The 23,339-nt window shown below is 59.6% G+C and carries 21 protein-coding genes and 1 tRNA gene; 11 read left to right on the forward strand and 11 right to left on the reverse strand.

The window, feature by feature from the left end:
- Nucleotides 1-19: 19 nt before the first annotated feature.
- Entirely contained in the window at nucleotides 20-838 is an 819-nt protein-coding gene (locus tag AAIA72_RS10820) for a metal-dependent hydrolase (RefSeq protein ID WP_369600330.1), read from the forward strand.
- 17 nt (nucleotides 839-855) lie between these two features.
- Here the strand turns inward: AAIA72_RS10820 and AAIA72_RS10825 are convergent, their stop codons facing one another.
- The 3 genes from AAIA72_RS10825 to AAIA72_RS10835 form a co-directional block, all read right to left on the reverse strand.
- Complete coding sequence (locus AAIA72_RS10825; RefSeq protein WP_369600331.1) at nucleotides 856-1,536, reverse strand: type 1 glutamine amidotransferase domain-containing protein; 681 nt, start codon at nucleotides 1,534-1,536, stop codon at nucleotides 856-858.
- Nucleotides 1,537-1,595: 59 nt separating this feature from the next.
- Nucleotides 1,596-2,630 (reverse strand): NADP-dependent oxidoreductase, encoded by a 1,035-nt coding sequence (locus tag AAIA72_RS10830; protein WP_369600332.1) that lies wholly within the window; start codon nucleotides 2,628-2,630, stop codon nucleotides 1,596-1,598.
- Nucleotides 2,631-2,731: 101 nt separating this feature from the next.
- Complete coding sequence (locus AAIA72_RS10835) at nucleotides 2,732-3,331, reverse strand: TetR/AcrR family transcriptional regulator (RefSeq protein ID WP_369600333.1); 600 nt, start codon at nucleotides 3,329-3,331, stop codon at nucleotides 2,732-2,734.
- A 461-nt stretch (nucleotides 3,332-3,792) separates the two neighbouring features.
- On the opposite strand from AAIA72_RS10835, the gene AAIA72_RS10840 reads away from it, so the two are divergent.
- Together AAIA72_RS10840 and AAIA72_RS10845 are read left to right on the forward strand one after the other, a co-directional pair.
- Complete coding sequence (locus AAIA72_RS10840) at nucleotides 3,793-4,017, forward strand: carbon storage regulator (RefSeq protein ID WP_369600334.1); 225 nt, start codon at nucleotides 3,793-3,795, stop codon at nucleotides 4,015-4,017.
- 113 nt (nucleotides 4,018-4,130) lie between these two features.
- Nucleotides 4,131-4,727, forward strand: a complete 597-nt coding sequence (locus tag AAIA72_RS10845; protein ID WP_369600335.1) for a YqgE/AlgH family protein — start codon at nucleotides 4,131-4,133, stop codon at nucleotides 4,725-4,727.
- 202 nt (nucleotides 4,728-4,929) lie between these two features.
- On the opposite strand, the gene AAIA72_RS10850 is transcribed toward AAIA72_RS10845, so the two are convergent.
- Entirely contained in the window at nucleotides 4,930-6,099 is a 1,170-nt protein-coding gene (locus AAIA72_RS10850) for an ISNCY family transposase (protein WP_369600308.1), read from the reverse strand.
- 168 nt (nucleotides 6,100-6,267) lie between these two features.
- Here AAIA72_RS10850 and AAIA72_RS10855 point away from each other — a divergent pair.
- Nucleotides 6,268-6,343 (forward strand) — tRNA-Thr (locus AAIA72_RS10855).
- 167 nt (nucleotides 6,344-6,510) lie between these two features.
- On the opposite strand, the gene AAIA72_RS10860 is transcribed toward AAIA72_RS10855, so the two are convergent.
- Entirely contained in the window at nucleotides 6,511-8,499 is a 1,989-nt protein-coding gene (locus AAIA72_RS10860; protein WP_369600336.1) for a hypothetical protein, read from the reverse strand.
- 142 nt (nucleotides 8,500-8,641) lie between these two features.
- Nucleotides 8,642-8,923: a hypothetical protein gene (locus tag AAIA72_RS10865; protein ID WP_369600337.1), complete on the reverse strand. Its 282-nt coding sequence runs from the start codon at nucleotides 8,921-8,923 to the stop codon at nucleotides 8,642-8,644.
- A gap of 377 nt (nucleotides 8,924-9,300) precedes the next feature.
- Between AAIA72_RS10865 and AAIA72_RS10870 the strand changes: the two genes are divergently transcribed.
- The 3 genes from AAIA72_RS10870 to AAIA72_RS10880 all read left to right on the forward strand — a co-directional run bounded on the left by AAIA72_RS10870 (nucleotide 9,301) and on the right by AAIA72_RS10880 (nucleotide 13,894).
- A complete protein-coding gene (locus AAIA72_RS10870; protein ID WP_369600338.1) occupies nucleotides 9,301-10,407 on the forward strand; it encodes a hypothetical protein in 1,107 nt (368 codons plus the stop codon).
- Nucleotides 10,408-10,447: 40 nt separating this feature from the next.
- Nucleotides 10,448-10,972 carry a DUF3592 domain-containing protein gene (locus AAIA72_RS10875; RefSeq protein WP_369600339.1) on the forward strand — a complete coding sequence of 175 codons (525 nt, stop codon included), beginning with the start codon at nucleotides 10,448-10,450 and terminating at the stop codon, nucleotides 10,970-10,972.
- A gap of 291 nt (nucleotides 10,973-11,263) precedes the next feature.
- Nucleotides 11,264-13,894, forward strand: coding sequence for an EAL domain-containing protein (locus tag AAIA72_RS10880; RefSeq protein WP_369600340.1), 2,631 nt, complete (start codon nucleotides 11,264-11,266; stop codon nucleotides 13,892-13,894).
- A gap of 35 nt (nucleotides 13,895-13,929) precedes the next feature.
- Here AAIA72_RS10880 and AAIA72_RS10885 read toward each other — a convergent pair whose 3' ends face one another.
- The 3 genes from AAIA72_RS10885 to AAIA72_RS10895 all read right to left on the reverse strand — a co-directional run bounded on the left by AAIA72_RS10885 (nucleotide 13,930) and on the right by AAIA72_RS10895 (nucleotide 18,835).
- Nucleotides 13,930-15,669 carry an amidohydrolase family protein gene (locus tag AAIA72_RS10885; protein ID WP_369600341.1) on the reverse strand — a complete coding sequence of 580 codons (1,740 nt, stop codon included), beginning with the start codon at nucleotides 15,667-15,669 and terminating at the stop codon, nucleotides 13,930-13,932.
- A 193-nt stretch (nucleotides 15,670-15,862) separates the two neighbouring features.
- Nucleotides 15,863-18,097: an NADP-dependent isocitrate dehydrogenase gene (locus tag AAIA72_RS10890; RefSeq protein ID WP_369600342.1), complete on the reverse strand. Its 2,235-nt coding sequence runs from the start codon at nucleotides 18,095-18,097 to the stop codon at nucleotides 15,863-15,865.
- Between the two features lie 120 nt (nucleotides 18,098-18,217).
- The gene (locus tag AAIA72_RS10895; protein WP_369600343.1) at nucleotides 18,218-18,835 is read right to left on the reverse strand and encodes a class I SAM-dependent methyltransferase; all 618 of its coding nucleotides are present in this window, start codon (nucleotides 18,833-18,835) and stop codon (nucleotides 18,218-18,220) included.
- Between the two features lie 178 nt (nucleotides 18,836-19,013).
- Between AAIA72_RS10895 and AAIA72_RS10900 the strand changes: the two genes are divergently transcribed.
- Nucleotides 19,014-19,733 carry a cytochrome c biogenesis CcdA family protein gene (locus AAIA72_RS10900; RefSeq protein ID WP_369600344.1) on the forward strand — a complete coding sequence of 240 codons (720 nt, stop codon included), beginning with the start codon at nucleotides 19,014-19,016 and terminating at the stop codon, nucleotides 19,731-19,733.
- A 42-nt stretch (nucleotides 19,734-19,775) separates the two neighbouring features.
- Here AAIA72_RS10900 and AAIA72_RS10905 read toward each other — a convergent pair whose 3' ends face one another.
- Nucleotides 19,776-20,570: a DsbA family protein gene (locus tag AAIA72_RS10905; protein ID WP_369600345.1), complete on the reverse strand. Its 795-nt coding sequence runs from the start codon at nucleotides 20,568-20,570 to the stop codon at nucleotides 19,776-19,778.
- A gap of 33 nt (nucleotides 20,571-20,603) precedes the next feature.
- Complete coding sequence (locus AAIA72_RS10910; RefSeq protein WP_369600346.1) at nucleotides 20,604-21,566, reverse strand: beta-propeller fold lactonase family protein; 963 nt, start codon at nucleotides 21,564-21,566, stop codon at nucleotides 20,604-20,606.
- Between the two features lie 226 nt (nucleotides 21,567-21,792).
- Between AAIA72_RS10910 and AAIA72_RS10915 the strand changes: the two genes are divergently transcribed.
- The 3 genes from AAIA72_RS10915 (at nucleotide 21,793) to AAIA72_RS10925 (ending at nucleotide 23,315) form a co-directional block, all read left to right on the forward strand.
- Nucleotides 21,793-22,185: a hypothetical protein gene (locus tag AAIA72_RS10915; protein ID WP_369600347.1), complete on the forward strand. Its 393-nt coding sequence runs from the start codon at nucleotides 21,793-21,795 to the stop codon at nucleotides 22,183-22,185.
- A gap of 73 nt (nucleotides 22,186-22,258) precedes the next feature.
- Nucleotides 22,259-22,831, forward strand: coding sequence for a plastocyanin/azurin family copper-binding protein (locus tag AAIA72_RS10920; RefSeq protein ID WP_369600348.1), 573 nt, complete (start codon nucleotides 22,259-22,261; stop codon nucleotides 22,829-22,831).
- A 52-nt stretch (nucleotides 22,832-22,883) separates the two neighbouring features.
- Nucleotides 22,884-23,315: a cytochrome c gene (locus tag AAIA72_RS10925; protein ID WP_369600349.1), complete on the forward strand. Its 432-nt coding sequence runs from the start codon at nucleotides 22,884-22,886 to the stop codon at nucleotides 23,313-23,315.
- The last annotated feature ends 24 nt before the right edge of the window (nucleotides 23,316-23,339 follow it).

Consider the following 23,339-nt stretch of genomic DNA (forward strand, 5'->3'; position numbering starts at 1 on the left):
TGGCATGCCTGAGTGAACAATGAACATTCCACACCCTCTGACCGCCCGCCGGATCGAAATCGGGCTGGACGGCGCATCCGCGCACTGGCTGGCCGCCGATCCGGTCATGAGTCACTTCTTCAACGCCATGAGCTGCCTGATTCCGCCGGTGGAACGGGTGGTGATCCGCATTCTGCGCGAGCTGGACAGCACCACGCTGCCGGAGCAAATAGCACGGGACGTGCAGGGGCTGATTCAGCAGGAGGCCTGGCACAGCCGAATCCACCGGCAGTGCAATGATGCCCTGACGGGCTGTGGCTACCGCGCCGCCCACCGGATCGGTCAGGCGCTGGAAAAGGTGCTGAACACTGCCGTGGACGTGCTGCCCCGGCAACTGGTGCTCAGCCTGCCCTGTGCCTTTGAACTGCATACATCCAGTCTGAGCCTCGCCGTTCTTGAACAGGGACAGGCCTGGGGACTGGAAGATCCCCGGACGCAGCCCGCCCCCGGACGGGTCCTGCACTGGCACGCCCTGGAGGAGCTGGAGCATCAGGATGTGTGCCGGGATCTGCTGCACGCACTGGCCATCCACAGGGCTTGGTACATCGGGGCCACCCTGGTCATGCTGCCTGTGCTGGCAGCGGTCGTGTGGCTGACCCATCTGTACTATCTGCACGCGGACCGCAGTCTCTATCGGGGAGGCAGCTTCCTGCGCTTTCTCGGCTGTGGCCTGAAGCCCTCGGGCCCCTACATGACACTGATCCGGGGCGTATTCGGACGGCTCTGGTCCGGCAAGTCGGATTTCGGCAGGATCGGCCGGGCAGGCGTTGCCCGGCGGCTGGAAGACTATGCACCCTGAAGGGTGCACAGAAGCGCTTATTTTTTCAGCAATTCCAGGACAGCATGGGCCGCCGCTTCGGATGAGGCGGGGTTCTGTCCGGTGACCAGATGGCCATCGACCACAGCAAAGCTGTGCCAGTCGTCCGCCTTGCTGTATTGCCCGCCATTGGCCTTGAGCATGTCTTCCACCAGGAAAGGCACGATATCGGTCAGGCCCACGGCCGCTTCTTCGGAATTGGAGAAGCCGGTGACACGCTTGCCCTTGACCAGCGGCTGACCATCCGGTGCCTTGGTGTGCCGGAACACGGCCGGTGCATGGCAAACGGCGCCCACCGGTTTGCCGGCTGCGTAGAAGGCCTCAATCAGGCGAATGGAATTCGGGTCTTCCGCCAGATCCCACAGCGGGCCATGACCACCGGGATAGAAGACGGCGTCGTAGTCCTCCGGATTGACCGAGGCCAGTGGCAGGGTGTTGGCGAGGGCCTGCCGGGCTTCGGGATCCTTGTGGAACCGGTCCGTGGCAGGGGTCTGCGCATCCGGTTCGTCACTTTTCGGATCCAGCGGCGGTTGTCCGCCCTTGGGCGAGGCCAGGGTAATCTTTGCCCCCGCATCCTTGAAGACGTAATAGGGGGCGGCAAATTCTTCCAGCCAGAAGCCAGTCTTGTGCCCGGTATCACCGAGCTGATCATGTGAAGTCAGTACCATCAGAATGTTCATGTCGTGCTCCTTGTATCAGTTTGGAACGTGCCGGGCCGTAATGTGGCCGGCCCCGTCAATCAGTCATCCGCTCCCACGCGGACGACCAGCTTGCCGAAATTGCGCCCTTCAAGCAGGCCGATGAACGCCTGCGGGGCATTTTCCAGGCCATCAACGATCTGCTCGCGGTACCTGATCTGGCCGGTGCGGACCCACTCGGTCATCTCCTTCGCAAACTCGTCGTAGCGATGACCATAATCATCAAAAATGATGAAGCCCCTGACGGTGAGGCGTTTCGTCAGGATGGTGCGCATCAGCATGGCGCCGTTGGGCGTGTCCGGCAGCCGGGTGGCGTTGTACCAGTCAATCAGACCGCACACCGGTATGCGGGCACCGGTGTTGAGCAACGGCAGAACCGCTTCGAGCACCTTGCCACCGACATTTTCATAGTAGATGTCGATGCCTTGCGGGCAGGCCCGGGCGAGCTGTTCGGCAAAGTCTTCGGCATGGTGATCAATGCAGGCATCAAAACCCAGCACCTCAACCGCGTAGCGGCACTTGGCTTCGCCACCGGCGACCCCCACCACACGGCATCCCTTGAGCTTGCCGATCTGGCCCACCGTGGCACCGACCGGCCCCGTGGCGGCCGCCACCACCAGGGTTTCACCGGCCTTGGGTTTGCCGATATCCAGCAGGCCCATGTAGGCAGTGAAGCCCGGCATGCCGAGAATGCCCAAGGCGTATGACGGATGCGCGGGCGCCTTGCCCAGCGGCATCAGACCGGAGCCGTCGGAAATGGCGTAATCCTGCCAGCCGGAGTACGACAGTACCCAGTCGCCCACCTGATAATCCGGATGCCGGGAGGCCGCTACCCGGCTGACGGTGCCACCCACCATCACCTCGCCAACCCCGACCGGCTCGGCATAGGACGGGCCGTCGCTCATGCGTCCGCGCATGTAGGGGTCCAGAGAAAGATAGACGGTACGCAGCAGCACTTCACCTTCAGCAGGTTCCGGCACAGGGACCTGCTCCAGCCGGAAATTCTCTTCTGTCGGGGCACCCACCGGGCGCGAGGCCAGCACAATGCGGCGGTTGATGTCTTGAGTCTGTGTCATGCGGTGATTCCTTAAGGTCATCAGGACCTGTTTTCAACAAATTATTAGACCAGTCGTCTAGCATCTGAAGCCAAAAATACCCGTCTCCGGGGGACGGGTGTTCAGTTGTCCGAGTCCTGATCGCCGAGCAAACGCCGGGTCATGTCCAGCGCCTTTTCCAGCGGACCGCTGTTGCGGTGCAGCTTGGTCAGCAGACTGGCCCCCAGCCACAGTTCATACAGCAGGGTCGCCATGGGAACCGGTTCCAGTTCCGGAAGCGACCCATCCGCCACACCGGCGGCAATGCAGTCCGCCAGCCGGCCGATGATTTTCTCCGTGCCGTCACGCAGCGTGAGACGCATGGCCTCGGACAGATCCGCCACTTCCGCACTGAGCTTCACCACCAGGCACTGCTGTTCTTCACAGGGGCCGGCATAGCTGCTGAACCACTGCTCCCAGTACCCCATCAGTCGCTGGCGGGCCGGGAGGGAGGTATCACTGAAACGCTGATCCATCAGGGCCAGATAGCGCTCGAAGTAATCCTCCAGCAGCGACTGCCCGAACTGCTCCTTGGAACGGAAGTAGTGATAGAAAGACCCCTTGGGCACGCCCGCTGCCTGAAGAATCTTGTTCAGACCCACGCTGGAAAATCCCTCCCGCGCCATGATGCGGTGGGCGGTATCCAGAATGCGTTGCCGGGTATCGTCATAAGCGGTGTTCATGGGAGGCATCTTACACAGAATTAGACCAGTCGTCTAGTCCGCCTGCGTGATCGTCCGCCCCTGGCGCTGCAATACGCGTTCGGGTGAACGCAGATGACAACCCCAGCGCGTCAGCCAGCCGGATCAGATTGAAAGGTGCAATGCAGGCTCGCTGCGTTGCAGGTCTCTGTACCAGGACGCGCGCTTGATCCGGAACGCCAAAGTTTCCTATAATCCGGCCGTTGAACCAGCAATCACAAGGATGTCGTGATGCCTGCTCCGCAAGGATCCGCGGGGTTTTCACCCTGTTTGTCATTTCGCCTGTCCGGCGTGGACGCCCTGCCCCTGCGCTGCATGTCCATCCGGGTCGGTCTCTCGCGCCTTTCTGAAGCCCGGAAATTCATCAGCGGCGTCCGCGCCAGGATGGTGCCTGTGTTTTTCCGGATCAGGCATGTACTCAGGCACTTCACACGGACGTGAACATGACACTGATATTAAGCCGCAGAGCGCAGCAGGACATTCGCATCGGCCCGGACACCCGGATCCGGATCCTCGCTGTTTCCGGTGAAAACGTCTTGCTGGGCATCGAGGCGAAACCAGGGATCCGTATCCTGAGACAGGAACTTGACGACACCTTCGTGGCCGGGAGGGCGCCATCACGGTCTCACCGAAAGAAGACGGCTCAATGCAATGACACGGATGCGTGATGGCCGATGCGCAAGATCACCACTGCAACATTTTGCCCTTGGCCGGCGATCTCGTCACCGGTGTCCGGTGCGGTTGAACACCGGCGTTTTTCACTCAACAGAAGGACCTGACCATGTTTGGATTCGGAAAGAAGAAAACCTCCCGCAATGACACGGCCACCACACTGGCCAACAGCTATCTGGTTTCCGCAGCGCCCCATAACCATGCCCGTTCGCCATTTGCCTACAGTGTCATCCTGTTGCTGGCCCACGACGAGAAAGGTGCCATGGGCGTTGATTTAGCCAAGGCACACAGAGCCACATTGTGTGGCGAAGGGTCACCCATCTCGCACCTGAAGCAACCCTGGCTGCGCGAGCTTCCCCTGTTCTGTGGCGGACCGGTACAGGACGCTCAGATGTGGTTGCTGACAGATCAGTCCCACCTGATCCCCGCGCCGACACTGCAAGCGGGGCCATACTGCTTCACAACGAACATGGATTTTCTGGACCGGTTCGATACCCTTCGGGAGCCTGCCCGTCTGAAAACGGGAGTGGGCTATTGCGGATGGGCTCCCGGTCAGCTCGAAAGCGAAATTGAACGGGGTCGCTGGTGGCTCATGCCCACGGAAGTGGCCGATCCGTTCAGTACCCCCTGGTGGAGCCTGTACATGGAGTGTCTCAACTACGAGATTCAACAGCGCAAACACGAAGGCGATCCGTTGCCTGCCTGATGCGGTTTGCCGTGTCAGGTTTCAGCACCTGAAAGGATGTGTGCAATGCAGCGAGCGACCGGTCGTCATGTCTGGTCGTTTCGCCGGCACCCCTGGCTGATATCCCGGCAGCCGGTGAATGAGACCGACAAACTCTGTTAGCAACAAATAGAACTGTCCGGTTTTGTAGCACATAAACTGTCCGCTTTGGGTCCACTGATGATCAGACTTGGCAGCGGACGTTGGCCGGTGCCTGATCAATAGGTTCGAGGGGGTCGAAGGGCAGGCCTTCTGGGGTGTAACTGGCCAGTCTTCTGGGGCCGTGGAAGATCGCCAGGGAGCGATCAGGATAACGGTGTACCCGAACCTTGGCCTTGACGTAATGGCGCCGATAGCGGTCGGCAGGGATCTGCAGCTTGAGTCCCTCGAACGAGACGCAGTTGTCCTTGTTCACGGTGCGTTCGTACTGCTCACACAGGATGTCGTCCAGTCCAGGGCCGATGAAAGGCACGAAGGCGCTGCCCTCGACGGCGGGTTTGACGCAGAACTCCCGGTTGAAGGCCGGCAGGTAGTGCTCCCGAAGGTAGCGGTTGGCCGCCGCCATGGTGGTAATGCCCTGGGCTGCAAGTTCCTTGGGCAGGCGTCCCTGATGGGTGGCGAACTGGCGCTCACAGCGGCCCCGGGCCTCGGGGGAATAGGCGGGGATCATCTCGACCCCGAGCTGGGCCATGGCCCTGCCGAACTGGGTGAGGTTGGACTTGTCGACCTTGCCGCCGGCCTTGGGGGTGTGCCAGTAGTGACTGCCCCGGTCGGTATAGAGGCTCGAGGGAAGGCCGTGATCGGTGATGACCTCTCGCATGGCCTGGAAGCTCGAAGCCGTGCCTTCCTCCTCGACGAAGAACATGGAGTAGTGCTCAGAGGTGGCGTCATCGAAGGTGATGATCAGATCCCAGTGGTGGCCGGGAACCCATTCGTGGGTGGAGCCATCCTGGTGGAGCATCATGCCGACCATGGGCGCCCGCTCGCGGCGTCGACGATGCTTACCCCGAGCCGGTGCCTTCTTGACCAGGCCTGCCTTCTGCAAGGTGTTCCGTACCCAGGTATAGCTGCGTGTGCCGCCGTGACGGTCGCGGTAGAAGCTGTAGAAGTGTTTGATGTTCCAGCCGTCGTAGCGCTCCTTGTAGAGCGCCTCGAGGCGTAGAACCTCATCCACCGGGGCCTTGCGGTGGGAAACCTGACTCAGGCGCTTGTCGATCAGGCCGTCGAGGCCCTCCTCCTCGTAGCGGTCGATATAGCGCCGGAAGGTCCGCTCACAGACCCCCAGCAGCCGCGCCGCCTCTTCCTGGGTCAGCCGTTTCTCGGTCCATCCCGTATAGGCTTCTTCGAATCGCATTTTCCGGATCTCCTGTAGCAGTTCTGTCCGTCTCATGGCTCACCTCCTTGGTGATCATGAAACCGGACAAATCACGTGCTACAAGTCCGGACAGTTTATTTGCTCCCAACAATGAGACCGACAAACTCTTTCATACCGGGCAACGAGACGTTAAAATAGCCGCCGCGTGCCGGAATAGCTCAGTCGGTAGAGCAACTGATTCGTAATCAGTAGGTCGCAGGTTCGATTCCTGTTTCCGGCACCAGCCTCTTGTTTTATCCCCGCTTGATATCTGCCACATTCTTAAAGATCAATCAGTTACAACAACATTGCAAAATTGAAGGCTCGCAAAATTGCGCCTTTTTCGCTGTCTTTTCGCGCGGCGTGTCGCAAAAGTGTCGCAGTTGGCGGTTATCACAAAGCGCCCGGGCATTATCCGGCAGTTGCGGTGTTTGAGGACGCTTCTGCAGCTCTGCGGGCATCAACGGCCAATAGCCTATTTTCCGGAGCCGCCGGGTCCCCTGCCGCGGTACTGATCCGCTGCCGAGCGAACCGAATAGCCTCCGGCCCCGTAACCTGAAATGTAGTAGGGATACCCGGTGTATACCCAGCACCGGATCCGGGCCGGTTGCCGATATTCTCCCCATTGAGGGCCGCAGCGACCAGGCGGGGATTGGCAAGGGCAAAGGCGCTGTGGCGCAACTGGGGCACGGTATAGGTCAGCCTGCCGAACGTACCGAACTGGTTCCGGTCTCCGAAAAAATCCGGACGATAGACATAGTATTCGGGCAGGAATATCGGGGGTTGCGCGGCCTGACTTGCGGTCCGGGAGCGCAGTTCTGCTTCACCCTGCTTCACCCATGCAACCCAGGTGTCAAGATCATAGCGTCCTCCGGGAATCAGGAGTGACAACACACCATAGGTATTCCGGAACGTCCAGTAGGTCCCTCGCTCATCCTGTCTCCACATGCCGTACGCATTCTCTCCGGACACGACTCCGGCCTTGGTTACCGGCGGTTCAACGAGAACCAGTCCGGGCGGCTGGGCTGTCTTGATCGCTTCAGCCTCGAACCATCCCAGCGGTTTCGAGTCAATGGCCATGCCCAGATGTTCAAAGTGCTCCCGATAGTAGTCCGGGCTGACATCCTCCCACTGGGAAAAGGTCACCTGTCCGTTGCTGACCCGGGCATATGAATGCTGTGTATGCTCGATCAGATCCTCTGCGACAAACACCGCGGAGGTATGTGATTCAGGCCAGGATTCATGGGGGTCAAGGCTCAGTGCCCGCCACCATTTTTCCGGGATCTGGAGAGCCATCAAACCGTCCTTTTCGAATGCGAGCTCCTGTGGGGCCTGTGTATGGAAATACCGATAGACTTCCTCCGACACATTGATCGGCGGATATTCATAGTCGCTTTTCCCGCTGCAACCCGATTCCTCGCACCAGCTCTCCCGCTTTATCCGTATCCGGAAAGTCACACGCTGGTCAATCAGCACCTTGATGGACAGCTCATCCAGCTGCACAAGCTGACTTTCCAGTGAATCGGCAAGCATCCGGGCTTCATTCCGCTCATTGCTCAGGTGCTCGTATGCCGAAAGCAGCAGATCGTAATCCGGCCGGTCTTCAGCGACCTGGCGCGCCACGCTGCCGAGGTACTCATCTGCCTTTGAGCGGATCTCCACAATCCGTATCAGCTGCTCTTCCGCTTCCTGCCACGTACGACGTTTGCTCGGGTACAGCAGCCGGGCAATGCCGGGATTCGCTGGTGCTTCGAAACTGACGGGAAATTTCCAGAGGAGTCGCTCCTGATCCTTCCGGGCCGAGCAATACACATCCAGCACAACGGGTGGCGTCGCCAGGGAGGTGCTCCCCCCGTTGGCCTTCCGGCGCCTGTAATAGCGGTCAATCGTCTTGCGGCAGGTCTGTTCAATGTCAGCAAGCCAGCGCCCGGCCTCTCCCAGCATCTCGTGTCTTGTTTCATGGATCTTCCAGAGCAGGTCCGGGCGTCGCAGCAGGCGCCGGATTTCGTCATTGAGGCCACGAACCTTCGTTTCAGTCTCCTTCAGAACGCTGTTCAGAGAGGACTGATAGATGCGGTCACCGTTCACCACAGGTTCGATCTCGCGCTCCACGATGTCCCGCTCTGCTTTGAACGCTTGGGTCAGTTCCGTCAGGCGCTTGTCCCAGGATTCTTTCTGTGCCGGGTCACGCAGAACCTGCCAGCGCTCCGGATCCTTGCGGACACGGGACAGGACTTCGCTGAATTCAGCGAGCGAACGTTCACCGGTTTCGATCTGAACCATCAGTTTTTTACCGCGGGATACAAACCAGTCCGGCACATAGGTATATATCTTGTAAGCAAGCAGAACGATTCCTGCTGCCAGCAATGCCTTGAACAGCTTTCCTGCGGACGCCATCATGCGAAAACTCCATTCAGCACGGGTGGAACACCCCGGAAATCCCTGGCCCATTCAATCAAAAGGGGTGTGTGGTCCACCATCCTCGCCTCCGGGGCACATATGAAACGGACGGAACACTTTGCAGAACGCGGCACCCGGACCATCATTCATTCACCCAGCTTTGATCGACATAAGCATAAAGCAGGCACGGCTCCATCAGTGTGTTGATGCAGCGCGAACCCGTGTCCAGCTCTCCTTTTCCGAATGCGAAAGATGCCGCGAGCACCTCGGGGGTGAGAAACCGGGTTTGCACCTCAAAAGCCGTCAGGGACGAGAGCCGTCTGCGTATCTCCTCGGGTTTCGCCTTGTCAGAAAACCGGTAAGCCAGCAGGAGGGCAGCCAGTGCGGCCAGCAAAAGAACGATCCAGATAATGTTTTCGGACATCGGAATTCCTTTTCCGGTAATGCGTTGCTCAACGGGCTGCACTCAGTTCGGAGCCGGCACGCGCACCGGAACACCGGAGCCACGGCATGGCCCGTTATCTGAAGCAGGGAGGCATGAAGACTGGCGAGCGGTGAGCTCATGTCGGGGACAGACTGCACTCCCTGCAGCAAGCAGCCGGGTTAAACCTGATCTACACAATCCATTGCGGCACGTAGTATACGGACATCATGGACCCATGTCACGCCTCTGACCGGGTTCAGTTGCGGGCAGATTCCTGATAGACTTGCCCGCGCAGGCATGGCCGGTCAGCCAGGCGGTTGATTGCGCTGCTTCCCGCCCTGCCGATTGAATACCCGAAACAAGGACAGGTGTCGCCCATGGAAAGGGAATCGCATTCCGGCCCTCGTATCATTGGCCAGCCCAGGGTCCGTGTCATTGACAAACCCGGGACACGAGTAATTGATCACACCCCGGGAAATACGGACGCCGGGGGCACCGGCAAAAGTGAGGCCCGGCAGTACAAGACCTTCTTCAGGGCCTCCCGCCCCTGGTGCTACCCGCTGCTCAAATGGGCGACACTCTTCAGCCCCGCCCTGCTGCTTCTGTTCGTCATGGATCTGCCCTGGCTCGATGCCAGATTCGAGCTGTTCAGCGGCATCTTCCTGACTTTGCTGGCCCTGTGGATACTGGCCCATGTTTACACCCTCGTCAGGATCATGATCCGCCCGCCTGAAGACGCTCCGCATTTCCGGCAGTTGGCGGTGCTCCGGTGTCTGCCATGGTTGTTCATCGGTATTTTCCCGGTACAGACCGCGGTCGCATTCACGGAGGCTACACTTGATGCCCTGTTCACGCCCCTCGTTCATGTCACTTTCAGGTTTGATGAAAACTACAGTTATCCTGCGGAACTGCGGGCTCTGCTCAGGATCCGGGATGTTGAAATCACCCCGGGTTCTGCCGCAAACCCATTGCAGTTCCGGCGCCCCGACCCTTTCGTGCCCGCAGCTCACCAGACCGAAGAGACCCTGGTACACCTCCTGCTCGGCAAAACTGAGCGCCTTGCTCCCCGGGTATCCGACTTGCCTGATGCACTCGATCCGCTGAAGGGACGACAGGATTATCCTTCTCTGGCAGTTCGTCCCGGCGAGGGCACTTACAACGCCTTGCTTCAACGCTGCACATTCCCGCTTCATGCGAAGATCCCCGAAGATTACCAGCGGTTTCTCGAACGCACGCTGGAGGTGCAGTTCGGCACCGTCAATCTGGAGCCGGTGCTCATGACGCCGCCCCGCCACCCCTCACATGCCAGACCGGACAATTCATCCTGCCTGTTGTCTGATGGCCGGGATCTCCCCGTTCTGGTCTCGCTGACCTACCCGCTGCTGTTTCTGCGCAATGAAGGATACACCCTGACCACAGAGGTCAGGACTGAGTTCTTTGTGGACGTGAGACGTCTGAATCAGGCCTGGCGGGTCGCATTCTGATCGCCGGATCAACAAACATCTTCCGTACAGGGAGAGCAAGGTGCACGGCTTCATTGACGGTTTTTTCAGATTTCAGACCCTGGCCATGGGTCTGCTCCTGCCGGGCATCTCCGTGATGCAGTTCAGAGAAATGATCACGTTCCTGGAAAACAAGGTCGAGACAGTCGGCATGGTCGTTGATCATGTTTCGTACTTCGACCGAAGTTATGGCGAATATTATTTCCAGAGTGTGGTCGCCTTCCGTGACAAGCATCAGCAGCTCTACCACGTCGTTTCCGCCACTGCCACCGACGATCCGGAGGAGAAGGGATCGCTGGTCAAGGTGTATTATGACCCCGCCCATCCGAAACGGGCAGCAGTGGACGGTTTCGGCTACAAGGTGTTCGTGCCGTTTATGGCCCTGTTTTTCGCCGTATTCTGCTTCGTGGGTCTTCTGGTCCTTCACTGGGAACACTATCAGCCTTTTCTGGGGCCATTACTGGCCCGGATTCGTCCGCCGCGCAAGACCCGGCGCAGAAAGAAAACGGCCCGAAAGCTCAGGTCTGGCAAGGCAAAAGCAGACTGATGCCCGGCACGGTGCCGGCTGACACCATGACACACGGGCAGCGGGCTGCGCTGCACCAGGGCAAGCGCTGCCTGACTCTCCGGGCTTGAGAAAAACTCCGTAACCAAAAGACACCCCCGGATTCTGGACAGCCTCATCCTGTCGCGCCTATCTTTGATAGCATGGTTGTGGCCGGACCGGTATTGGTCAGGCTGTTTGCGCCCAATCACAGACCCCATTCAAGCAATGGAGCAGCCGGATCGGGTCCCGGATGTCGAGCGATCATGCCGTGAGCGTGAAATGCGTAGCCCAATGTTGCGTCTGATCCGAAAACTGGCGGCCGCCATGATCTGGCTGCCTGTTCTGCTGTGGGGTATCCTGCCTTCGCAGGCGGCCACGTTGCAGCTGAACCAGATAAGCAGCCCGGTGGTACTGGGCGAGGCCCTGGACTATCTGGAAGATCCCGATGGCAGCCTGAGCGTGCTGGACATTCAGCACGATACCCGCCTTGACTGGCAGCACAGCAACGCCCGGGTGCCCAATCACGGCTACACATCGTCGGCTTACTGGTACCGCCTTCAGGTGGAAAACACCAGCACCATGCAGCAATACCGCCTGCTGGAGGTGGGCTACGCCCTGCTGGACGAGGTGGACTTCTTCCTGCTTTCGGACGGTCTGATCAGGAACCACTATGAAACCGGCGATCAGCGGCCCTTTGCCAACCGCCCCATCGAGCACCGCAACTTCATTTTTCCGGTGTCATTGGCACCGGGTCAGCAGGCCACGATTCTGCTCAGGATACGTACCCAAAGCTCACATCAGGTCCCGGTCACGCTGGCGTCCGAAACCGCCTTCTTTGTAAAGGATCAGGAACGGGTACTGGGTCAGGCGCTCTACTACGGGATGATGCTCGTCATGATCCTGTTCAATCTGTTCCTGTATGTGTCCCTGCGCGAGCGTGTGTATCTGTACTACATCGCCTTCGTCTTCAGCTTTGCCATGGTGCAGCTCCACATCAGCGGCTTCCCGGCGCAATACCTCTGGAAAACCATGCCGGCCATGCAGGATCAGATGCTGCTGTTCTTTGTGCCCTGCATTACGCTCTTCACTTCCCTGTTCACCCGAAACTTTCTCGATACGGCAACCCATGCACCTTTCGCGGATCGCTTCTTCCGGGTCATGACATGGCTGTCCTGGCTGGCCATCGGGCTGTCGTTGTTGTTGCCCTACGAGGCGTCCATCAAGCTTTCACTGGCGATTGTCATTCCCACCTCAACCGCCTGCCTGGTGACCGGGCCCGTACTCTGGGCCAGAGGCCATACCATCGCCCGTTTCTACAGCATTGCCTGGTTCTGCATCACCCTGGCGGCCCTGGCGCTGGCCTTCAGCAAGTTCGGCTGGATTCCACGGACTTTCCTGACCGAGCATGGCCTGCAGTTCGGTTCGGCCATGGAGGCAGTGCTGCTGTCCATGGCACTGGCCGACCGGCTCAATGCCGAGCGCGAGCACCGTTTCCGGGTCCAGGCGAGGCTGCTGGAGGAAAGCCGCCAGCGCGAGAAGGCCGAAAATCGGTTGATGCATGCAGCCCTGCACCACCCTCTGACCGGATTGCCCAACCGAACGTATTTCGAAAACTGGTTCGGATCACTTTCACAGAAAGGGTTCACCCCGGGGTCACTGATGCTGGGCATCATTCATCTGCGGCGTTTCCATGAGGTGAACAAGACTCTCGGCCACCTGCAGGCCGATGCGCTGCTGATGAAAATCTCGCAAATACTCAACACCCGTGCGGCGAACATGCCGGGCCTGGTTGCACTGGAATCCGACGGGGATCGTCGCTGGTATCTGTTTGCCCTGGAGGGGGTCAGCTTCGGCATGCTGCTGGACAGCACGCGGGATCCGGAGGTCGTCAAACATTTTGAAACCCTCGCCAGGCTGGCCGCCGAACCCTTCGAGTTCAATGATCTGAACATTGATGCCGGTGGCGTGGCCGGCCTGAGCGGCTTTGCGGAGGCGGGACAGGATGGTGCCACGCTCATTCGCCACGCTCAGATCGCGGTGGATGTGGGTGCCAGGGAGAAGGCGCTCGTCACCTGCTACTCGGATGCGCTCAATCCTTACAATGCCCGCCGGCTGCGACTGGCGGGCGAACTGCGCCGCGCGTTGCAGAACGATCAGCTCAGCCTCTATTTCCAGCCCAAGGTCTGCCTGCGTACGGGTTCCGTCAACAGCCTGGAGGCCCTGTTGCGCTGGCATCATCCCGAGCTGGGTTTCGTGCCGCCGGACGAGTTCATCCCCATTGCCGAAAAAACAGGGATCATTCACGCGCTGACGGAGTGGGTGATCCGCAAGGCGGTGGCTACCGTGGCAGAGATGACGGCCCAGGGCCTGCCCTTGTCCGTAGCCGTCAACATTTCACCGGTGAACCTGAAGGAGCCGGATTTCGTGCAGCGGTTGCAGGCCATTCTGGACAGCCACCAGGTCCCTGCCTGCCTGCTGATTCTGGAAATCACCGAAACCGCCATGATGGCTGACCCGGCACGTGCGCTGAGCGTGATGAAGGGTCTGGATGAGATGGGTGTGCGACTTTCCATTGACGACTTCGGTACCGGGTACTCTTCTTTCAGTTACATCCGTGACCTGCCGGTGCGTGAGGTGAAGATCGACCGGTCCTTCGTGATGAAGCTGGATCAGAACGAGAGTGACAGGGTGATTGTCCGAACCATGATCAACATGTGCCATGACCTGGGCTTCGAGGTGGTTGCGGAAGGCGTGGAAAACCGGGCCATCAGCGAGGCTTTGCGCGACATGGGCAGCGACTACCTGCAGGGCTACCATTTCAGCCGCCCGCTGCCCTTCAGTCAGCTGGAACAATGGCTCGTTTCACACCGGCAGGTGCTGTCAGAGGATTCGGGCGCGGCGCCCTCATTCAGGGCAGGCTGAATTGTGCTGCCGGCACAAGATCCGGCCTCCGTGCCTCACCCCGCCGGCAGATAGGTGCCGTAACCGTGCTCATGTCCCAGCGCCGGCAGGGGTTCACCGTTTTCCACCGCCGGCCTGCCGTGAATGAACACATGCCGGATCACGCCGGGATTGCGGTTGACCAGGCGCTTGAGTCCGAAATTTTCCATCTCTGCCCAGTGGACCGCTTCCAGATCCTGATCGAGCCCGTTCGGGTCCAGCACCACCACATCAGCCCGGTCGCCTTCGCGGATATGCCCCGCATCCACACCGAACCAGTCTGCCTGATCACCGGTGATGCGGTGGATTGCCGCTTCCGGGGTCATGAAGGGATGGCCCTCGTCCATCGCTTCCTTCACCAGCCTGAGCAGTCGCAGGGGCAGGTTGTAGAAAGCCATGTTGCGGATATGGGCACCGGCATCACTGAAGGTGATCAGCGCCTTCGGGTCCTTCACCAGACGCCTGAGTACCGGCTTGCGGTGATTGCCGATGGTGGTCACCCAGCGCAGCCGCTGCCCGAACTCCACCACCAGATCCAGAAACAGGTCCACCACATGAATGCCGCGCTCCCGGGCCACGTCATCGAAGTTGCGTCCCACGAGCGAGGTGTCGGGACAGTCGATGATCAGGGCATCACCAAAATCCCGTTGCCAGACGCGCGGGCTGAGCTTTTCACCATAAAAGCGGCGGAACTCGCGGCGATAGGCTTCGTCTTTGAGCAGGGCATTGCGGGCCACCTGATCGCGCAGGTCCAGGGCCATTTCCCCGGCCCCGAATTCCTCGAAAAAGACCACGTCAATGCCGTCTGCATAGACGGTAAACGGAGTGGGCAGTACCTGCCAGCGGAAGTCGCCGCCCAGCAGGTTGGCCAGTTTGGAGGTCAGCCGCGACAAGTTGGTGAGGTAGGCACTGCCCTTGAGGTCCATCTGACTGATCAGCGTGGTTTTCAGGGCTCGCCGTCCTATTCCCAGACATTCCCGCACGTACTGCAACACCTGCAGGGGCTGTGCTGCATTGGGCGCACCCTGATGCACCCGGCCATAATCACGCACCAGCCGGTTCAGCCGGGTTACTTCCGACCAGCGGGCATAGGTGCTGGGCAGGCTCCGTGACCAGGCCCGGTCACCGTCCACCTTGTCCCATTTCAGGCACATGGTGGAGAGCCCCAGGAAACCGGCGTCCAGTGCCTCACGGAGGAGGGCTTCCATGCGCTTGAGTTCGGCTTCGCCGGGTATTTCCGCCCGGTCCGTGGCCCGCTCCAGGCCCATGACCGAGGTGCGCAGGTCACTGTGCCCGAGAAAGCTGATCACGTTGGGCCCCAGGGGCAGTGTATTCACATGATCGATCCATTCCGTGGGGGAAGACCACGTCTTGTTGGCCTGCAGAATGGGCAGCACCCGGTCACGGGGCACGGTTTCCACGCGGGTGAAAATGTCCGAGGCGTCCTCCGCCTCACTGCACACCATGCTCAGCGAGCAGCTCCCCACCAGGATGGTGGTCACGCCATGGCGTACGGACTCGGAGAGACCCGGACTGACAAGCAGCTCCGCATCATAGTGGGTATGCGTGTCCAGAAATCCGGGGGTGACCCAGCAGCCGCGGGCGTCGATCACACGACCGGCCTGTTCATGGGGAATGGGCGTGTCCGTGACCCGGGCGATCCGGCCGTCGCGGATGGCCAGGTGGCGGATGGCGGACGGACCGCCGGTACCGTCGAAATAACGTCCGTTTTCGATGAGGATGTCGTAAGCCGTCATGTCCGGTTCCCTGTTATGGTTATTGTCCGGGAAAGGTTTGCCTTACCGTAACAAGTGCCCGGATGGCGGACTTGCGAATGAACGTCATCCGTTGGTGAATGGACGCCAGGCACGCAAAAGCCGCGCGGGTGCGCGGCTTTCGGTTGGCAGAAGCAGTACCGGGCGAGGCGCACTGCCCCGCCCCGGCCGATGGTCAGGCCATGGCTTCTTCGAGAATGCGGTTGAAGGTGGCGCTCGGGCGCATGACCTTCACCAGCGAATCCCAGGACGGGTGATAGTAGCCATCCAGATCGGCCGGGTGACCCTGAATCACGCTCATTTCCTCGAGAATCTTCTCGCGGTTGGTTTCCAGCCTGTCGGCCAGCGCAGCGAACCGCTTCGCCAGGGCTGGCTCCTCGGTGTGCTTCGCCACTTCCTGGGCCCAGTAGAGCGCCAGCCAGAAATGACTGCCCCGGTTGTCCAGCTCGCCGGTCTTGCGGGACGGCGCCTTGTTTTCTTCCAGCATGCGCTCCACGGCGCGATCCAGTGCATCACCGAGCACGCCCGCTTCCTTGATGCCGTGCTTGCGGGCCATGTCTTCCAGTGCCACGGTCAATGCCAGAAACTCACCCAGAGAATCCCAGCGCAGGTGGTTTTCTTCCTGAACCTGCTGAACGTGACGCGGTGCGGAACCGCCGGCACCGGTTTCATACATGCAGCCGCCCTTGAGCATCGGCACGATGGACAGCATCTTGGCAGAAGTGCCCAGCTCGATGATCGGGAACAGGTCGGTCAGGTAGTCGCGCAGGATGTTGCCGGTCACGGAGATGGTGTCCTTGCCGCGGATCATGCGCTCCAGGGTGTAACGCATGGCGAACTCGTAGTTCATGATGCGGATGTCCAGGCCTTCGGTATCGTGATCCTTCAGATAACGCTCCACCTTGGCGATCAGGTTGCGGTCGTGGGCACGTTCATCGTCCAGCCAGAAGACTGCAGGCATACCGGACAGGCGTGACCGGGTCACCGCCAGCTTCACCCAGTCCTGAACCGCGTCATCCTTGGTCTGGCAGGCACGCCAGATATCGCCCTTCTCCACGTCATGCTGCATCAGCACCTCGCCGGTATCGGCGCGCACCACGCGCATGATGCCGTCTGCCTGCATTTCCCAGGTCTTGTCGTTGGAACCGTATTCCTCGGCCTTGCGGGCCATCAGGCCCACGTTGGGCACGGTGCCGATTTTGGTCGGATCAAAGGCGCCATGGGTCTTGCAGAAGTTGATGATCTCCTGATAGATACGGGCATAGGTCCGCTCCGGCATCACCGCCTTCACATCCTTCGGCTTGCCGTCCTTGCCCCACATCTTGCCACCGTTGCGGATCATGGCCGGCATGGAAGCGTCCACAATCACGTCGCTGGGCACGTGCAGGTTGGTGATCCGCTTGACGGAGTCCACCATGGCCAGGTCCGGACGGTGCTCGTACACCGCGTGCAGGTCTTCGAGCAGCTCTTCCAGCTTGGAGTACGGCAGCGACTTGATCTTGGTGTACACGTCGCTGATACCGTTATTCGGGTTGACGCCCAGCTCCCTGAACAGTTCACCGTGCTTGTCGAACACGTCCTTGTAAAAAACGGTCACGGCATGGCCGAACACGATGGGATGGGAAATCTTCATCATGGTCGCCTTGACGTGCAGGGACCACATGACGCCTGTCTTCTTGCAGTCTTCCAGCGTCTCCTCGAAGAACGCACGCAGCTTCTTCACGCTCATGCGCATGCTGTCGAGAATTTCGCCGGGCTCCAGGCTCAGGGTTTTCTTGACTTCCACTTCACCGGCCTGGTTGACGAACTCCAGTCGCACATCGGTAGCGTCTTCCACCGTCACGGACTGCTCGCTGGAGAAGAAGTCACCGTCGCGCATCCAGTCCGCATGCGTCTGGGAGGCCTTGCTCCAGTAACCCATGCTGTGCGGATACTTGCGGGCATAGTTCTTGACGGCCTTGGGTGCACGACGGTCAGAGTTGCCCTCGCGCAGCACCGGGTTGACGGCACTACCAAGAATCTTGCTGTAGCGGTCGTGAATTTCCTGCTCTTTTTCGTTGGCCGGGTTTTCGGGGTAATCCGGAACCTTGTAGCCCTGAGACTGAAGTTCCTTGATGCAGGCCTTGAGCTGGGGGACAGACGCGCTGATATTGGGGAGCTTGATGATATTGGCACCGGGGTCCTGAGTCAGCTTGCCCAGGAAGGCCAGGCCGTCTTCCACCTGCTGACCTTCTTCCAGATAGTCCGGGAAGGCTGACAGAATGCGTCCTGCCAGAGAAATGTCCGTCACCTTGACTTCAATGCCGGCGGCATTGGTAAAGGTCTGAATCACCGGCAGCAGCGACACGGTCGCCAGCATGGGTGCTTCGTCAGTAAAGGTATAGTAAATGGTATTCTTGTGGTCGCTCATGAATCCTCCCCGGATACACTGGCCGTTTTCTGTAAAAAATTTTCAGCACGTAATTTTAAGCCTTTTCCGGAAAAAACCCCAGCAAAGTGACGGCTTATTGCGATAATTTACTACTAAAGGCTAGCCATTGACCGCGATCCCCTGATACATGAAGCCATGCGTGCGGGGCACACCGGACAGGTAGAAGCGGCTTTCCTGACGAATGTCAAAACCATTGCGGGTGAGCAGTCCGGTGATATCCCGGTTCAGGTGACAGCCATCCGCCAGGCACTTCTGAACCGGTGTCAGACGATGCTGCCAGCGCACCACTCCCGGCGAATCCGCCAGTCCGTGCTCCACAAACAGGACCCGGCCTCCGGGCTTCAGTACCCGCCGAAACTCCTGAAGGGCCCGGTCCGCATCCTGAATGGAGCACAGAGTCCAGGTGAGCACCAGCGTATCGAACTGATGGTCTTCCATGGGCAGGGACTGGCCGTCCACGATTTCGATCTCCACGGGTACCGGTGCCTGACTGAGCCGGTGGCGAGCTCGCTCCACCACTCCCGGATTGACGTCGATTGCCGTGACCTGTTGCACCGTACGCGGATACCAGGGAAAGTTGAGACCCGTTCCGACGCCCACTTCCAGCACACGGCCCTCTGCCGCCGCTAGTGTGGCCTGTCTCAGGGAAGCAAGCGATGGCAGGCTCATGGCCTTGTCCAGAATCCAGGGAAAAACATGTGTGCGGTACCAGCTCATGCCTGCGGCCTCCGGTATGTTCTCAGTTGATATGGTCTCAGAATACACCTGCACACATTTCCCCGGCATGAACAATCTTTAAACCTGTGTCGTGCACACAGGTCGGGGGACAACCCGCAACCGCCTCCCTTATACTGTGTCCTGCACGTTGGCTTTCTGCGCTCATACGGAGTACGGCATGACCGAATCCCTGACCTTTTTTACGGCTTTCATGGGCGGACTGGTGTCCTTTCTCTCACCCTGTGTCCTGCCGCTCATGCCCGGCTACATGAGCTGGATGGCCGGCCACCAGCACCGCGAAGGCGAATCGGCCCAGACCCGTCGATTTCTGGCGGCCTGTCTGTTCGTGCTCGGTTTCTCGACCGTGTTCATTGCCATGGGTGCCGGTTTTTCCATGCTGGGCAGCTGGCTTCAGCAGCACAAGGCCGATCTCGCCGTGGGCGGTGGCATTCTGATCTTCCTCTTTGGCCTGATGATGACGGGCTGGCTGAAAATCGGCTGGCTGATGCGGGATCACCGCTTTCACCCGCAGCACCTTTCGGACCATCCGCTTTCGGCCTACCTGCTGGGCCTGTCCTTTGCGTTCGGCTGGACGCCCTGCATCGGTCCGGTACTGGGTGCGATTCTGACTGTCAGTACCGTGTCGGCCACCGCGATGCAGGGTACCGTGCTGCTGAGCGTCTATTCACTGGGGCTGGCAGTCCCCTTCCTGCTGCTGGCCTGGTTCTTCGAACCCCTGCGCAACCGCATGAAACGGTTTTACAGCGCCGGCGCGCGTCTCTATCAGATTTCAGGCGTGCTGATGATGCTGATGGGGATTGCACTGGCGACCGGCTGGATTACGCGTCTGGGCACCTGGCTGCTGGAGACATTTCCCGTTTTCACCCGCATCGGCTGAACCCTGCGGAGAGCCGGCACATCGGGTGCCGGCATGTCTGCATCACTGAACCCGTGATTTCAGCGCATCGAGTGCGCGCTCGAGCTGGTCCAGGGGTTGCGCTCCGGGAACAGCAATCACCTGCCCCGTGGCATTGTGACGCAGGAAGTTGCCGGGGGTTCCCGTCACACCGGCCGCGTTGCCATTCTCAAGTTCCGATGCGATCCGGGGCCGGAAGCGACCACTTTTCACACAGTCATCAAACTGGCTTCCGTCCACACCCCGTTCAGTGGCCAGTTGTCTGAGCGAGACACCCGGTCGCAGTCCCTTGCCGTTGGATTGCGTATTTTCGAAGATGGCGTCGATGTAGGACCAGTACACATCATTGCCTGCCAGGGCCGCCACGCACTCGGCGGCTTCTGCCTCACGCTGCGCCCAGGGGTTGTGGAAGTCCAGCGGAAAGTTGCGGTAAACCCAGTTGACCTCCGGGTTGCGCTCAATGAATGTCCGGGCCGTTCCGTGAAACCGCTTGCAGTAGGGGCACTCGAAATCCGAGTACTCGATCAGCGAGAAGGGCGCATCCACCTTGCCCCGGACATGATCTTTCTCCGGGTTCACGGCTGCCACACGTTCCGCTGCACCATTCTTGCGTGCGTCGGCCTCCTTGCGCTGCTTGTCGATGAATTTCAGGATGCCCTCTTCCACACGCTTGTCGAATGCCGGGCTGTTGACATATGCCTCGATGGCTTTCTGTATGCGGGCATCCACGTCCTGCTCTGTCAGTGCCCGGGCACTATGAACACCGAGCCCGAGCAGCATCAGACCGGCCAGCGCCAGTCTCCATATCCGAGTCATCATGCTTACCTTCACTATCCTTCCGTTTATTTCTGTTTACTCGTCAACCACCGCCATCTGATGACCTTCGCCACCCGGCAGACTGACAGTGTATCGTACCTGCAGCGTCTTGCCATCCACAGCCCAGACTACCGGCTCCGCCCGGCTGGAGACAAAGACCAGATCCGTCCCCGGAATCGTATTCAGGTGGTAGGGTTTCGGCCCGAGCGGCGCACTGGCCAGGGCGCCCGTTACGGTGTCGATCCGGACAATCTTGTCGGCACCCTTGACGCTGACATAGAGGCTGCGACCGTCCGTGCTGGCGTCCAGTCCGTGCACTTCGGCACCGAGCGGTACGGTGCGCACCACCTTGCCGGAAGCAATGTCCACCTGACTCACCGTCCCGGCGTCTGCATTGCTGACCCAGATGTGCTCCCTGCTGCTGTCGAAGGCCATATGCTCCGGAGAGGGACCACTCTCGAGCCGTCGCGTGACCTTGCCCGCTTCCAGGTCCACCTCTGCAATGTCGTTGCTGCCGGCATTGCTCACCCAGGCCGTCCGTCCGTCAGCAGACACGAGCGTGTAATTCGGCACCTCGCCTGTCGGGATGCGCTTGACCACCTTGTTGGCTTTCATGTCAAAAACCGAAATGTCACCGGCCATGCCATGCGTGGAGATCACATAGCGCCCGTCAGGTGTGGCGGCCTGGTGATGCGTCCAGCCCTTGACTGCCGTTTTGGACATCACATGCCCGTGTCCCGGATGCACCTTGTACAGGTAACTGGTCTCGCCATCCTGATACAGGCTGCCGGCCATGAGATAATCGCTGCCGGGCACAGCCACCAGTCCGTGCGGATTGACCGGGCCGGGATAGTTTCCCTCGATCTGCCCCGTGGCCGCATCGACCTTGATGACCGTATTGGCTGACCCCAGCGGTATGTAGACCTTGACTGCCGCTGCGGCCTGCAACGAAAACATCATGGCTGCGACACCGGTCAGTGCGAAGATTTTCTGCTTCATGACTCACCTCGTTTGTGCATGGATTTCAGCCTTCAGGCTAGAACCTGTGTGCAGCACACAGGTCAATTCCGGTACGTTAAACCTTGTTCAGAAAGGGATGACAAGAGGCCCGTATTTGACACCGGTCAAGGTTCCGGGGTGACAATCCGTTAAGGTGTGCGTCCGCAACTTGACGCAGAAGGAAGCGTCCGAATAATAAGACGCCACGCTTCTGAAGGATTTCAAGGTGATCAGCCGGTTTCATGTTCACATTCAGTCTGTCCGCCGCCAGCTTGCCTGGCTGCTGCCGCTGGTGTGGCTGACGTGGTTGGTCATACCTGTTTTCTGTGCGCCGCACGACAGCCCTGATTACTCGGTTGAACACAGTACACTGGTCAGCGCCGATGGCCACGTGCTGCATGCGCAGCAAGCTGTCACCAGCTGTGAAGATGCCGGCAACCAGGCCCGCCCCATACCGGTCAATCTCTTCATTGTCACCAGCCTGCTCTGGCTGGCGTTCACGCTGCCGGATCTGTTGCGTTACTTCCGTGCACTGGGTCGCCAGACCCGAACCATCATCAACCTGCGCTGGCTGCACGAGCCTCCGGTCCACCTCGCCAAGTGTACGTTTCTGAATTAGGCCATACTCGCTTCCGCAGCCTGACGAGAAACACAACCTGAATTTAACATTTTTATCTTTTGCGAGGTCAGATATGCGTCAACCCTTGATTTCCGTACTGTTTACTGCTGCCATGCTGGCTGCGCCGTCTGTCACCCTGGCCGATGCCGGCCACGGTAAACCCAAGGCAGTGGATGATACGCACATGGCAGAAATGGGCGGTCACCATGATACGGACAGCCATCACGACGAGCACAGCGAAACCTTCCGGAGTGGCAGGCCCGGCAAGGTGGAAGAGGTGGATCGCGTGATTCATGTCACCGCTTCCGACAAGATGCGTTTCGATCCGCCCGACTTCAGGGTACGCCCCGGGGAAACCATTCGCTTTGTCGTGAAGAATGAAGGGCGTATTGACCATGAGTTCGTCGTCGGTACGCGGGACGAGCATCAGGAACACCGCAAGGAAATGCGCGAACAGATGGGCATGGGGCCAATGGAGCATGAGGATCCCAACGCCATCACCGTACCGCCCGGACAAACGCGCGAACTGATCTGGACCTTCAGCGAGGCTGAAGACATCCAGGCTGCCTGCAACCTGCCGGGTCACTATGAAGCCGGCATGCACGTCGCCATCGAAGTGTCCGGATCCCCCCTGGCACAGAAGTAAACCCTACCGGGAGGGCCTGGCCCTCCCGGTTTGAACCCACAAGGAGCAGACCATGTTGAAACGCGCTATCCGGATCATGATTCCCGCCTCCTTTGTCCTGCTGGCGGCCTGTGCGCCCAAGGGCGAGAACGGACGCTGGTACACTCAGGCTCAGGTAGAGGCCGGCAAAACGGTGTTTCTGGAAAACTGTGCGTCCTGCCACGGCCGCAAGGCCCAGGGACGTGTCATGAACTGGAAAAAACCTGACAAGAACGGCAACTATCCGCCTCCACCGCTGAACGGTACCGCACATGCGTGGCATCACTCCATGAAAGTCCTCAAACATCAGATCAGGAAGGGCGGGATTCCCAACGGTGGTGTGATGCCCGGTTTCGAGAACACCCTGAGCGAGGAGCAGATCGAAAGCGCCATTGCCTATTTTCAGAGCTTCTGGCCGGATGAGACGTATCAGGCATGGCTGAAACGGGGTGGGACATCGCAATAACGCCATGATGATCCCTGAATCCAG

This window comes from Thermohahella caldifontis (assembly GCF_041153465.1).
GTDB lineage: Bacteria > Pseudomonadota > Gammaproteobacteria > Pseudomonadales > Oleiphilaceae > Thermohahella > Thermohahella caldifontis.

Excerpts from the sequence above, each read along its gene's own strand:
- AAIA72_RS10905 (WP_369600345.1), bottom strand. The coding sequence starts at position 20,570 with ATGATGACTCGGATATGGAGACTGGCGCTGGCCGGTCTGATGCTGCTC.
- AAIA72_RS10825 (WP_369600331.1), bottom strand. The coding sequence starts at position 1,536 with ATGAACATTCTGATGGTACTGACTTCACATGATCAGCTCGGTGATACC.
- AAIA72_RS10895 (WP_369600343.1), bottom strand. The coding sequence starts at position 18,835 with ATGAGCTGGTACCGCACACATGTTTTTCCCTGGATTCTGGACAAGGCC.
- AAIA72_RS10835 (WP_369600333.1), bottom strand. The coding sequence starts at position 3,331 with ATGAACACCGCTTATGACGATACCCGGCAACGCATTCTGGATACCGCC.
- AAIA72_RS10900 (WP_369600344.1), top strand. The coding sequence starts at position 19,014 with ATGACCGAATCCCTGACCTTTTTTACGGCTTTCATGGGCGGACTGGTG.
- AAIA72_RS10860 (WP_369600336.1), bottom strand. The coding sequence starts at position 8,499 with ATGATGGCGTCCGCAGGAAAGCTGTTCAAGGCATTGCTGGCAGCAGGA.
- AAIA72_RS10880 (WP_369600340.1), top strand. The coding sequence starts at position 11,264 with ATGTTGCGTCTGATCCGAAAACTGGCGGCCGCCATGATCTGGCTGCCT.
- AAIA72_RS10840 (WP_369600334.1), top strand. The coding sequence starts at position 3,793 with ATGACACTGATATTAAGCCGCAGAGCGCAGCAGGACATTCGCATCGGC.
- AAIA72_RS10830 (WP_369600332.1), bottom strand. The coding sequence starts at position 2,630 with ATGACACAGACTCAAGACATCAACCGCCGCATTGTGCTGGCCTCGCGC.
- AAIA72_RS10890 (WP_369600342.1), bottom strand. The coding sequence starts at position 18,097 with ATGAGCGACCACAAGAATACCATTTACTATACCTTTACTGACGAAGCA.
- AAIA72_RS10850 (WP_369600308.1), bottom strand. The coding sequence starts at position 6,099 with ATGCGATTCGAAGAAGCCTATACGGGATGGACCGAGAAACGGCTGACC.
- AAIA72_RS10925 (WP_369600349.1), top strand. The coding sequence starts at position 22,884 with ATGTTGAAACGCGCTATCCGGATCATGATTCCCGCCTCCTTTGTCCTG.
- AAIA72_RS10865 (WP_369600337.1), bottom strand. The coding sequence starts at position 8,923 with ATGTCCGAAAACATTATCTGGATCGTTCTTTTGCTGGCCGCACTGGCT.
- AAIA72_RS10885 (WP_369600341.1), bottom strand. The coding sequence starts at position 15,669 with ATGACGGCTTACGACATCCTCATCGAAAACGGACGTTATTTCGACGGT.
- AAIA72_RS10910 (WP_369600346.1), bottom strand. The coding sequence starts at position 21,566 with ATGAAGCAGAAAATCTTCGCACTGACCGGTGTCGCAGCCATGATGTTT.
- AAIA72_RS10870 (WP_369600338.1), top strand. The coding sequence starts at position 9,301 with ATGGAAAGGGAATCGCATTCCGGCCCTCGTATCATTGGCCAGCCCAGG.
- AAIA72_RS10820 (WP_369600330.1), top strand. The coding sequence starts at position 20 with ATGAACATTCCACACCCTCTGACCGCCCGCCGGATCGAAATCGGGCTG.
- AAIA72_RS10920 (WP_369600348.1), top strand. The coding sequence starts at position 22,259 with ATGCGTCAACCCTTGATTTCCGTACTGTTTACTGCTGCCATGCTGGCT.
- AAIA72_RS10845 (WP_369600335.1), top strand. The coding sequence starts at position 4,131 with ATGTTTGGATTCGGAAAGAAGAAAACCTCCCGCAATGACACGGCCACC.